Source organism: Herbaspirillum sp. NPDC101397 (assembly GCF_044767325.1).
Taxonomy (GTDB): Bacteria; Pseudomonadota; Gammaproteobacteria; order Burkholderiales; family Burkholderiaceae_D; genus Herbaspirillum.
This window is the reverse complement of sequence record NZ_JBIWNS010000011.1, coordinates 36,315-46,326: the sequence shown is the minus strand read 5'-3', so window position 1 is coordinate 46,326 and position 10,012 is coordinate 36,315. Positions and strand designations below refer to the sequence as shown.

Here is a 10,012-nt window from a genome sequence, read left to right as displayed (position 1 = left end):
ATCTCTTGATCATCTATTTGATTTTTCTCGTTGGCCCACGAAAATAACCCGGCTTCTGCCGAAGCACGCCCATCCGGAAGGAGCGGAACGCTACTATTTCCGCCCACACTGAACAGAGGCCGACATGAAGAGAATTTTCCTGCTGCTGGCATTGGCCGCACAAGCCGCCGGTGCATCGCTCCAGGCGCATGCACAAGTCCTGACCGAAAAACAGATCTCGCAGGACCTGGCCCGCGACATCGCGATTGCCGCTATTGAGCAATGCCGCAAGGACGGTTACCAGGTTACGGTCGCGGTGGTCGACAAGGCCGGGCAGGAGCGCGCCGTGCTGCGCGACGACGGCGCCGGACCAAGCACCGTGAACACAAGCCGCCGCAAGGCCTATACCGCGGTGGCCTTCAAACGCAGCACCTCCGAGACGGCCCGGCTGATTGCTGCCGACATGGTCAGCGCCAATCTCAAGGATGTCTCCGATGTGCTGATCCTCGGCGGCGGCGTGCCGGTCCTTGCCGGCAACCAGATCATCGGCGCAATCGGCGTGTCAGGCGCTCCGGGTGGGGACAAGGACGACGCCTGCGCGATGGCCGCCGTGGCGAAATTCGCCGGCAAGCTTCAATAGAGACTATTACCTTGCAGGCGAACCTCAGTTACCCATGCCGACGTGGTACTGCTTGTACATGGTCCACACCGAATTCCTGACCTGGTAGGTAGAGAAATTCACATCGCGCAGATCGCCGTGGGCGTCAAAAGAAATCGTACCGGTCAGGCCGTTGTGCTTGATCGCATGCAAGGCCGCGGTCACCTTGCGCGGATTGGCCGAACCGGCGCGCACGATCGCGGCCGCCAGCACCTGCACCTGGTCATACGCCACCGCCGAGTACGCGCCGGGCGCGGCGTTGTAACGTTGCTGGTAATTCTTCTCGAAGGCTTCGAACTGCTTCGACTTGCGTTGATGGGCGCCGGGCATGATTGACACCGTGCCTTCCGCACCCGGCCCGGCCGTCTGCAAATACATCGGCCCCACCAGCGAGGCCGCCGTCACCAGCGGCGCCTCGATGCCCAGCCGGTACATGTTTTGCGCCAGCATCGCGCTTTGCGATCCGAGTCCGCCAAAGAACACCGCGTCCGCCTTGCCGACCCGGATCGCCTTGAGGATGTCGTTGAAGTCGTAGGTCGTGGCGCTGACCGAATTGACGCTGACGATCTTGCCGCCGAGCTTGGTGAAGGAAGCTTCGAATTTCTCCTTGTAGTCGCGCCCGAACACGCTGTCGTCATGCACGATCGCGACGCGGCTCTTGTGCAGTTCCTGCGCGACGTAAGCGGCCAGCACGGCGGCGCGCTGCTCGTCGTAGGCGGCGATGCGGAAAGCGCTGTCATGGCCCTGCTGGGTAAAGCGCCGGGTACCTGAAATGGCGAAATGCGGGATACCGGCTTTCTGATAGATCACCGACGAGCTGACAGCGACCGCGCTGTTGAAAATACCGACCACGCCGGCGGTATCGCTCTTGGCAAAATAGCGCGCCGCGATTTCAGCGATACGCGGATTGGATTTGTCGTCCTGCACCTGCAGCTTGAGCACCAGACGGTCGCCGCCGACGCGCAGGTCGGCGCCGTTGATCTCGTCGACCGCCATCTTGACTGCATTGAGCATGCTGGTGCCGCTGGCGCTGCTCAGACCGGTGAGCGGTCCGGCGAATCCGATGGAGACGTTCTTGTCGGCAGCCATCGCCGGCGACTGCAATCCGGGCAACTGCCACCCCAGCAGCGCCGCCATGGCCAGCAACACCATGCTGCGTTTGCCTTGCTTCTCCATATGTCCCTGTCCTTTCGACATCGCGCTGATGTAGTTATAGGTGCGCGATGGCGATAGTTATATCACTGCGCCCGGGGGCGCCATATGGAGAAAATGAAGGATAAAACCGGGCGATTTCCATCTCACGGCGGATGTTGCCGAAAATGCATCGGGATCAGCGTTGAGGCGTATCGGCCGGATCCCAGTCATCGTAGACCTGCTCCAGCGCGTCACGCAGCAAAGACATGCGCTCTTCGCCGAGCAATCCGCCCATGCGCCGTTCGGCCTGCGCGCTCAGTTCGACGGCGGCGGCGTGGAGTGCCTTGCCGCGCCGCGTCAACGTGACCAGCTTAGCGCGCCCGTCGTCGGGATCGGGCACGATATCGAGATAGCCGAAACCCTCCAGCTGCTCGACCAGGTAGGCCATGCTCTGTTTGGTCATGCCGGCGCGCGCGGCCAGATCGACTACGCGGCTGCCGTCGGCGGCGATGGCGCGAAACACGGCGCTGTGCGCCACCCGCACTTCAGTGAAACCACGCGCCGCCAGTTCGCCGTACAGCCACACGGCCATGCGATCGTAGGCGCCGCGCAACAATGCGCCGAGCGTGCGATGCCGGTCCGGGATGGTATCGGCGCGTGCGGCGACTTTGCTTTTCTTGCCGACGCCGGCCTTGTCGATCTTGCCGTCTTTGCTGCCGACAGCGAGGTGCTTGCTGGTTTTCTTGGTCATGCTCCATCTTGACACATAGACAGACTATATGTCTATAATAGACAGAATAACTGACTTATTTACCAAAAAAGGGAAAGCCGCATGAACGCCATCCAACACAACCTCGACGTCGTCGACCGCCACATCCGCGACGAGGCGCGCGACGTCGACAGCGTGCTGGCGCTGTACACCGACGACGTCGTGTTCGAAGCGCCGCACCGCGCAATCCGGCTGGTCGGCAAGCAAGCCATTCGTGAGATGTATGTCGCCATGTTCGGCGCGATGGCGGAGGTGGAAATCGAACCGCTGGACCGCTTCGCCACCGAGACGCGCGTGGTGGACGACATGCTGGCGCGCTTCCGTATCGCCGGTCCCGGCATCCGCAACTGTCCGCTGTCGGTCGGCGTGCGCGTCGAGCTGCGCCTGATCCATCACTTCACGATGCGTGACGGCCTGATTGCACGTGAACAGACGTTTGAAGTGTGGAATCGGATCCCCTGAAGAAGAAGGTGCGTCAGCGCAAGGCGTCGGCCCACGGATGCCGCGCGCGATGGCCTCGTTCGAACTCGGTGATGGCTGGCAGCATCTGCAGGGTGGCGCCGACCATGTCGAGTCCGTCGACGATCATCTTGCGGTGGCGCTCGGCCAGCGGAAACCTGAAGTCCTGCGTGGCGCTGTGCACTGCGCAGGTATGCAGGTCAATCTCCAATTCATGATGACCGGACGCGACGTCCTGCAGCAAGGCGTCGATCTGCTCCTGCGGCAGCACGATCAGCAGAAGCCGGTTGTTGAGCGCATTGCCGAAAAATATCTCGCCGAAGCTGGGCGCGATCACCGCCTCGATGCCGAGCTGCTGCAAACCCCACACCGCATGTTCGCGGCTGGAGCCGCAACCGAAGTTGGGGCCGCCGATGATGAATTTCGCCGCGCGAAAACCATCCTGATTGAGGATGAATTCCTTGCGCTCGCTGCCGTCCGGATGGAAGCGCAGGTCGTACAGCACGCCGCGGTCAAGTCCCTGCTTGGTGATGATGCGCAGGAATTGCTTGGGCATGATCTGGTCGGTGTCGAGATTGTCGATCAGGATCGGTGCGGCTACGCCGCGCAGTGTCTGTGTTTGCAATGCTTCATGCATGGCTGTCTCCCGCTCCCGGATGCAAGGTCCTGACGTCGGCGATGCTGCCGGCCAGCGCCGCCGCTGCCGCCATCGCCGGACTCATCAGATGGGTGCGGCCGCCACGTCCCTGGCGACCTTCGAAATTGCGGTTGGTGGTCGAGGCGCAGCGCTCGCCCGGTTCCAGCACGTCGTCGTTCATCGCCAGGCACATCGAGCAGCCCGGTTGGCGCCACTCGAAACCGGCGTCAATGAATATCTGCGCCAGTCCCTCCCGCTCGGCCTGGCGGCGCACCGCGCCGGAACCGGGCACCACCATCGCGCGCACCGAGGCTGCCACATGTTTGCCGCGGATGATGGCGGCGGCGCTGCGCAAATCCTCGATGCGGCCGTTGGTGCATGAACCGATGAAGACGCGATCCACCGGCAACCCGAGCAGCGACTGCTGCGCCTGCAAATCCATGTACGCCAGCGCCTGCGCAGTGGCGCCCTCATCCGATGGCGGCGTCAGCGCATCCACCGCGATAGCCTGGTCGGGACTGGTGCCCCAGGTGACGTAAGGCGCCACCTGCGCGGCGTGAAAAACGTACTCGACGTCGAAGTGCGCGCCTTCATCCGAATGCAGCGCGCGCCAGTCTTCCATCGCCTGGGCGAACGCGGCGTCGTCGAGATTGGCCGCATGGCTGCGCACGTACGCGAAGGTGGTGGCGTCGGGGCGGATCAACGCGGCGCGTGCGCCGGCTTCCACCGCCATGTTGCACAAAGTCATGCGCGCTTCGGCCGACAAGGCGGCGATGGTCGTGCCGCAGAACTCCACCGCGTAACCGCGCGCGCCCTGTGCGCCGATGCGGCCGATGATCATCAGGATCAGGTCCTTCACTGACGTCCCCGGCGGCAGCTCGCCGTCGACGCGGATGCGCATGTCTTGCGCCAGGCGATAGACCAGCGTCTGCGTAGCGAGGATGTGTTCGACTTCGGAGGTGCCGACGCCGAAACCCAATGCGCCCAGCGCGCCGTACGTCGTCGTGTGGCTGTCGCCGCACAGGATCACCATGCCCGGGCGCACCCAGCCGTGTTCGGGTGCGATGATGTGTTCGATGCCCTGGTCGTCGTCGGTGGTGTCGAACAGCGTGATGCCGAAGTCGCTGCAATTGCGTTTCAGGTTGCTCGCCTGCAGTGCCGACGGCGGATCGAAGATCACGCGCTGCGCGTTGCCGACCGGATGCGTCGGGATGATGTGCGACACCACGGCCAGCTGCTGGCGCGGACGCAGCACCGGCCGGTCTTGCTCGCGCAGGCTGCTGAAGGCTTGCGGGCTGGTGTATTCGTTCATGATGTGAAGATCCGCGTAGAGCAGCACGTGCTGCTCGTCGAGCACGGCGACCGTGTGCGAGTCGACCAGTTTCTGGTAGAAGGTGCGGGTTGGCATGATGGTCTTCCTGTGGGCTGGCAGAGCAGGTTTCAGGCGTGGAAGAACGGCAGTACTTCGGCCAGCAGTTCCTCCGGCGCTTCTTCCGGGACGTAGTGGCCGCAGGCCAGCGCACGGCCGCCGAGCCGGCCTTCTTGCGTGAACTTTCGCCATTCCGTGAGCGGGTCGAAACAGCGTTCGATGACGCCTTGTTTTCCCCATAGCGCCAGCACGTCGCAGCGGATCTTGTTGCCGGCGGCGAGATCGTGGCGCTCGTGTTCGAGGTCGATGCTCGCACTGGCGCGGTAGTCTTCGCAGATGCCGTGGATGGTGGCCGGATCGCGCAGGCAGCGCAGATATTCGGCGTAGGCTTCGGGCGTGAACGGCTTGAGGCCGGCGCTGCGGCCGCCGATGGTGTGCTTCAGGTAATCCTCGGGATGCGAACTGAGCAGGGTCTCGGGAAACGGCGCCGGACGGATCAGGAAGAACCAGTGGTAATACGCGGTGGCGAATTCCAGGCTGGTCTGCTCGTACATGGCCAGCGTCGGCGCGATGTCGAGCAGCACCAGTTTACGGATCGCGGCCGGATGATCAAGCGCCATGCGGTAGGCGACGCGGCCGCCGCGATCGTGTCCCATCAGGAAGAACTCGTCGAAGCCCAGCGAGGCCATCAGGTCGATCTGGTCCTGTCCCATCACGCGCTTGGAATAATTGCTGTGGTCGGGCAGGCCGGCCGGCTTGCCGCTGTCGCCGTAGCCGCGCAGGTCGGCGGCGATGACGGTGAAGCGCTCCGCCAATGCGGCGGCGACCTTGTGCCAGATCGCGTGCGTCTGCGGGTGGCCGTGCAGCAGCAGCAAGGCCGGGCCGCTGCCGCCGCGTACGTAGTTGATCGTCGTGCCGTTGACCGCGGCGACCTGGCGTTCGAATCCTGAAAACATGGCGACTCCTCGTTGGCGAGCTGGAATGGAGCCATTGTACGGCGGCTTTGCAGGCTTATAATTCACTCGAACTAAGCCTATTAGTTACTTCAATTTAATAATCGGAAACGCCATGAACCATCTCTCCGACCTCGCTTTTTTCAATATCCTGGTCAAGCAAGGCAGCCTCGCCGCCGTCGCCCGCGAACTTGGCGTGACGCCGCCGGCAGTGACCAAACGGCTGGCGAACCTGGAGCGGCGACTCGGGGTGCGGCTGCTCAATCGCACTACGCGCACCATGAGCGTGACGCACGAAGGCGAGATCTACCTGGCCGAGGGCGCGCGCATCCTGGCCGAGATCGAAGAACTGGAACAGACCGTCAGCCGCAGCCGCGCAGTCCCGAAGGGATTGCTGCGCATCAATGCGAGTTTCGGCTTCGGCCGCAAATATGTCGGTCCGGTGGTGGCCGACTTCGCCCGGCGCCATCCCGAGGTCGAAGTGCAATTGCAGCTGTCGGAGCGCGCGCTCAACCTAGCCGACCAGGCTTACGACATCGGCATCCGCGTCGGCGAGCTGCCGGACGCGCGCATCATCGCGCGCAAGATCGCGTCCAACCGGCGGGTACTGTGCGCAGCCCCGGCCTACCTCAAGACGATGGCGGCGCCGGCGGTGCCGCGCGACCTGCAAAAGCACAAATGCATCGTACTGCGCGAAAACGAAGCCGCCTACGGCGCCTGGCACCTGAGCCGCGGCAAGCGCAGCGAGGGCGTCAAGGTGCGCGGCCCGCTCAGCACCAACGACGGCGAAATCGCGCTGGCCTGGGCGCTGGCCGGGCACGGCATCCTGATGCGCTCGGAGTGGGACGTGGCGCCCTACCTGCGCTCAGGACGTTTGCGGGAAGTACTGGCCGACTGGTCGCTGCCGGACTCCGACATCTATGCGGTGTATCCGGAACGGCTGAATCTGTCGGCCAAGGTCAGCGCCTTCGTCGACTTCATCGCAGCGCGTTTCAGCACGCATCTGCATAAGGGCAACGAGCAGCAATCGGCGTGGTAGGAACGCCTTTGCTCAGGCTTGCCACACGCCATAGCCGGCTTCGCGCAGGCCGATCGCCAGTTCCACTTCCATGTCGCGTGCGCCGTCATAAGGCATCGGGTTGTACATTTCGTACAGCTTGGGCAGCAGGCGCAAGCCGAAGTCGCGCACGTAGCGGTTGGACTGGATGCCGGCCTTGTGCTTGTCGAAACGCAGGTCGACGTTAAGACCGGTCATGCCAACGTAGACGCAGGGCTTGCCGGTCACATAGTCAGGGTTGGCCTTGCGGAAGCGCGCCTCGTACAACACGTCGGTCGACAATTCGATGACGTAGACGGAGTAGTGATAGCGGCGCGCCATGGTGAAAAAATCAGGACCGGTCAGGAATGCGCTGCACCCGGACCGGCGCTCGCAGCGGACCTGCCTGGCACGGTCACCAGCAGCATGCCGGCCAATGCGACCGCGAAGGCGGCCAGCTGGATCACGGTCAATTGCTCGCCCAGCGCCAGCACACCGACCAGCGCGGTGCTGACCGGCAGCATCACGGTGAACACGCCGGCGCGCGCGGCCGGTACCGACTTGAGTCCGGTCATCCAGAGCCAGACGCTCCAGACGCTGGCGGCCAGCGCGTAGAACACCAGCAACAGCCAGATGCCCTTGTGCACGGCGGCGAAATCGAATTGCAGCGCGGTATAGAACCCGAACGGCGTCATCAGCACCAGTCCCCACAGATTGATGATAGAGCTGATGCGCTTGGGACTGAGCACGGCGGTGAGCTTCTTGCCGATCACGGCATACGAGGCTTCGCACAATACGGCGGCGAACACCAGCATGTTGCCGAGCCAGGCCTGATGGGCGGCATCGGTGCCGGCGGCATCCAGGCTTGAGGCGTGCGGATTCTTGGCCAGCGACAGCAGCCCGATGCCGATCGCACCGCAGGCCACAGCCATCCAGACGCGCGCGCCGATGCGTTCGCGCAGGAAGATCCAGCTCATCAATGCCACCGCCGCCGGGATCACCGACATGATCACGCCGGCTGACACGGCGCTGGTCATGCTGACGCCGCTGATCATGCAAATCGTGAACAGGAAATTGCCGAGGAAGGATTCGAGGAACACCAGCACCCGCGTGCGCGGTGTCAGCGGCGCTTCGTTGGCGGGCTTCTTCAGCCAGCGCAGCATCGCTACCGCGCCTATGCCGAAGCGCAGCCAGGCCAGCAGAAACACCGGCAGCGCCGCCGCCAACGGCTTGGTCAACGCGACGTACGCGCCCACCATGGACATGCTGAGGGCGAGGCAGGCATAGGCCATCAGGCGGCCGGGAGTGTAATTCATGGATGCGGGCTGGCGTCGGTTGGCTTTCTCCAGGGAAAGCAGCCCTGCATTCTAACGTGGGCGCGCCTCGGTTGCAGGCTGGCGGCAGGGTGGGCCGTGATCCTCGCCAACTTGGTAAGAATTGTAAGCAAGTAATGCCGGGGCTTTTCTTCGTCCGAAAATAGAATATATTCGAATCGTGGCGAGAAATAAGATGCGCCTCAACTGAAAGGACATCATCATGATCAGCAAGAAAATCATCCCTGCCCTGCTTGTTACCGCAGTGTTGGCAGCATCGGTTTCGACTTCGGCCTCGGCACGTGACCACGGCGGCAACAACGGCCTGGCGATCGCCGCTGGTGTCATCGGCGCAGTCGCGATCGGCTCGATGATCGCCAACGCCAATTCGGGCCCTAGCTATGCACCACAACCGGTATATCAGCAAGCGCCGCAGCCGGTGTATTACCAGCAGCCGCAGCAGGTCTACTATCAACCTGCGCCAGTTTATGTGCGCCCTGCCCCGGTCTACGTTGAGCGCGAATATCGCGAACGTCCGGTCTACCGTGAATACCGTCGCGAGTATCGCGACGTGTACTACAGCCGCTAAGCAGACTTAAGCAGCACGTCCCTTCGGGGAAGTACCGGCCGGAGACGGCAGACACAGTGAGTGTTTGCCGTCTCCGGCTTTTTATTGTCCCGACCGTCCATCGCCGGCCTTGTGCAATCCCGATTCATTCCCAGATAGCCGTGAACTCAGGGAATGTAGAACTCATTTCACAAATAGGTGTGAGATGCGTTCTTCGCAGAAAGGGCACTGGCAAGGATGTAGCAGGGGCTTCGTGCAGCATGTTGCACCCTTGCAGGGTGCAACGCGGCCAGCGCCCTTTCTTGGAAGAACCCGTAGGGAGCGGCCTGTTTGGGCGATCTGCAGCGTGACGAATCCGGGTCAAGACGCCCAGTCTTGACCCGGATTCGCGCCTTGCATCTCATCCCAGACAGGACACGCTCGCTCGCATTCACACCTATTTATGAAATGAGTTCTCTATGAACGTCCTCATCTTCGGCGCCACCGGCATGGTCGGCCAGGGCCTGCTGCGCGAATGCCTGCGCGATCCCGCCATCACCACCGTGCAAGTGGTCGGACGCACGCCGGTCGGCGTCCAGCATCCCAAGCTGAAAGAACTGCTGGTCCCTGACCTGTACCGCTACGACGCGGTCGAAGAACAGCTGCGCGGTTTCGACGCCTGCTTCTTCTGCCTCGGCGTGTCGGCCGGCGGCAAGAGCGAAGCTGAGTACACCCGCATCACCTACGACCTCACCATGGCGGCGGCGCAAACGCTGTGCCGGCTCAATCCGCAGATGAGTTTCTCCTACGTTTCTGGTGCCGGCACCGACAGCACCGAGCGCGGCAGCGTAATGTGGGCGCGTGTCAAGGGCAAGACCGAGAACGCGCTGCTGGCGCTGCCGTTCAAGGCGGCGCATATGTTCCGTCCCGGCGCGATCCAGCCGATGCACGGCGAAGTCTCGAAGACACCTGCCTACCGCTGGTTCTACCTGTTGGCCGGACCGCTGCTGTCGCTGTTGCGCGGAATGTTCCCACGCCACATCACCACCACCGAACAACTGGGGCGCGCCATGATCAATGTCCTCAAGCGAGGTCAGGCCTCCGGCATCATCCACAACGCGGACATTGCCGCACTGGCATGACCGATCGACAATAACT

Annotated in this window: 12 protein-coding genes; 5 read left to right on the top strand and 7 right to left on the bottom strand. The window is 63.0% G+C overall.

The window, feature by feature from the left end; translation table 11 throughout:
• Positions 1-124: 124 nt before the first annotated feature.
• Entirely contained in the window at positions 125-619 is a 495-nt protein-coding gene (locus tag ACIROW_RS22500; protein ID WP_402279047.1) for a heme-binding protein, read from the top strand.
• Positions 620-643: 24 nt separating this feature from the next.
• On the opposite strand, the gene ACIROW_RS22495 is transcribed toward ACIROW_RS22500, so the two are convergent.
• Positions 644-1,813, bottom strand: a complete 1,170-nt coding sequence (locus ACIROW_RS22495; RefSeq protein WP_402279045.1) for a branched-chain amino acid ABC transporter substrate-binding protein — start codon at positions 1,811-1,813, stop codon at positions 644-646.
• Between the two features lie 154 nt (positions 1,814-1,967).
• Entirely contained in the window at positions 1,968-2,522 is a 555-nt protein-coding gene (locus ACIROW_RS22490; protein WP_402279043.1) for a MarR family winged helix-turn-helix transcriptional regulator, read from the bottom strand.
• 81 nt (positions 2,523-2,603) lie between these two features.
• Between ACIROW_RS22490 and ACIROW_RS22485 the strand changes: the two genes are divergently transcribed.
• Complete coding sequence (locus tag ACIROW_RS22485; protein ID WP_402279041.1) at positions 2,604-3,002, top strand: nuclear transport factor 2 family protein; 399 nt, start codon at positions 2,604-2,606, stop codon at positions 3,000-3,002.
• 13 nt (positions 3,003-3,015) lie between these two features.
• Here ACIROW_RS22485 and leuD read toward each other — a convergent pair whose 3' ends face one another.
• The 3 genes from leuD to ACIROW_RS22470 are packed head-to-tail and all read right to left on the bottom strand — an operon-like array spanning position 3,016 to position 5,961.
• Entirely contained in the window at positions 3,016-3,636 is a 621-nt protein-coding gene (gene leuD / locus ACIROW_RS22480) for a 3-isopropylmalate dehydratase small subunit (RefSeq protein ID WP_402279039.1), read from the bottom strand.
• Positions 3,629-5,044 (bottom strand): 3-isopropylmalate dehydratase large subunit, encoded by a 1,416-nt coding sequence (gene leuC, locus ACIROW_RS22475; RefSeq protein WP_402279037.1) that lies wholly within the window; start codon positions 5,042-5,044, stop codon positions 3,629-3,631. Before leuC ends, leuD begins: the two co-directional genes overlap by 8 nt.
• 32 nt (positions 5,045-5,076) lie before the next feature.
• Positions 5,077-5,961: an alpha/beta fold hydrolase gene (locus ACIROW_RS22470; protein WP_402279035.1), complete on the bottom strand. Its 885-nt coding sequence runs from the start codon at positions 5,959-5,961 to the stop codon at positions 5,077-5,079.
• A 112-nt stretch (positions 5,962-6,073) separates the two neighbouring features.
• On the opposite strand from ACIROW_RS22470, the gene ACIROW_RS22465 reads away from it, so the two are divergent.
• On the top strand, positions 6,074-6,997 hold the full coding sequence (locus ACIROW_RS22465) for a LysR substrate-binding domain-containing protein (protein ID WP_402279034.1): 924 nt from the start codon (positions 6,074-6,076) through the stop codon (positions 6,995-6,997).
• Between the two features lie 12 nt (positions 6,998-7,009).
• Here the strand turns inward: ACIROW_RS22465 and ACIROW_RS22460 are convergent, their stop codons facing one another.
• Both ACIROW_RS22460 and ACIROW_RS22455 read right to left on the bottom strand, forming a co-directional pair.
• The gene (locus ACIROW_RS22460; protein ID WP_402279032.1) at positions 7,010-7,336 is read right to left on the bottom strand and encodes a hypothetical protein; all 327 of its coding nucleotides are present in this window, start codon (positions 7,334-7,336) and stop codon (positions 7,010-7,012) included.
• 20 nt (positions 7,337-7,356) lie between these two features.
• Positions 7,357-8,310: a DMT family transporter gene (locus ACIROW_RS22455; RefSeq protein WP_402279030.1), complete on the bottom strand. Its 954-nt coding sequence runs from the start codon at positions 8,308-8,310 to the stop codon at positions 7,357-7,359.
• 220 nt (positions 8,311-8,530) lie between these two features.
• Between ACIROW_RS22455 and ACIROW_RS22450 the strand changes: the two genes are divergently transcribed.
• A complete protein-coding gene (locus ACIROW_RS22450) occupies positions 8,531-8,896 on the top strand; it encodes a hypothetical protein (protein WP_402279028.1) in 366 nt (121 codons plus the stop codon).
• A 437-nt stretch (positions 8,897-9,333) separates the two neighbouring features.
• Complete coding sequence (locus ACIROW_RS22445) at positions 9,334-9,996, top strand: NAD-dependent epimerase/dehydratase family protein (protein WP_402279026.1); 663 nt, start codon at positions 9,334-9,336, stop codon at positions 9,994-9,996.
• Positions 9,997-10,012 lie beyond the last annotated feature (16 nt).

Coding starts and splice junctions, on each gene's coding strand:
- ACIROW_RS22500 (WP_402279047.1), top strand. CDS start 125: ATGAAGAGAATTTTCCTGCTGCTGGCATTGGCCGCACAAGCCGCCGGT.
- ACIROW_RS22455 (WP_402279030.1), bottom strand. CDS start 8,310: ATGAATTACACTCCCGGCCGCCTGATGGCCTATGCCTGCCTCGCCCTC.
- ACIROW_RS22465 (WP_402279034.1), top strand. CDS start 6,074: ATGAACCATCTCTCCGACCTCGCTTTTTTCAATATCCTGGTCAAGCAA.
- ACIROW_RS22470 (WP_402279035.1), bottom strand. CDS start 5,961: ATGTTTTCAGGATTCGAACGCCAGGTCGCCGCGGTCAACGGCACGACG.
- leuC (WP_402279037.1), bottom strand. CDS start 5,044: ATGCCAACCCGCACCTTCTACCAGAAACTGGTCGACTCGCACACGGTC.
- ACIROW_RS22450 (WP_402279028.1), top strand. CDS start 8,531: ATGATCAGCAAGAAAATCATCCCTGCCCTGCTTGTTACCGCAGTGTTG.
- ACIROW_RS22490 (WP_402279043.1), bottom strand. CDS start 2,522: ATGACCAAGAAAACCAGCAAGCACCTCGCTGTCGGCAGCAAAGACGGC.
- ACIROW_RS22485 (WP_402279041.1), top strand. CDS start 2,604: ATGAACGCCATCCAACACAACCTCGACGTCGTCGACCGCCACATCCGC.
- ACIROW_RS22460 (WP_402279032.1), bottom strand. CDS start 7,336: ATGGCGCGCCGCTATCACTACTCCGTCTACGTCATCGAATTGTCGACC.
- ACIROW_RS22495 (WP_402279045.1), bottom strand. CDS start 1,813: ATGGAGAAGCAAGGCAAACGCAGCATGGTGTTGCTGGCCATGGCGGCG.
- leuD (WP_402279039.1), bottom strand. CDS start 3,636: ATGCATGAAGCATTGCAAACACAGACACTGCGCGGCGTAGCCGCACCG.
- ACIROW_RS22445 (WP_402279026.1), top strand. CDS start 9,334: ATGAACGTCCTCATCTTCGGCGCCACCGGCATGGTCGGCCAGGGCCTG.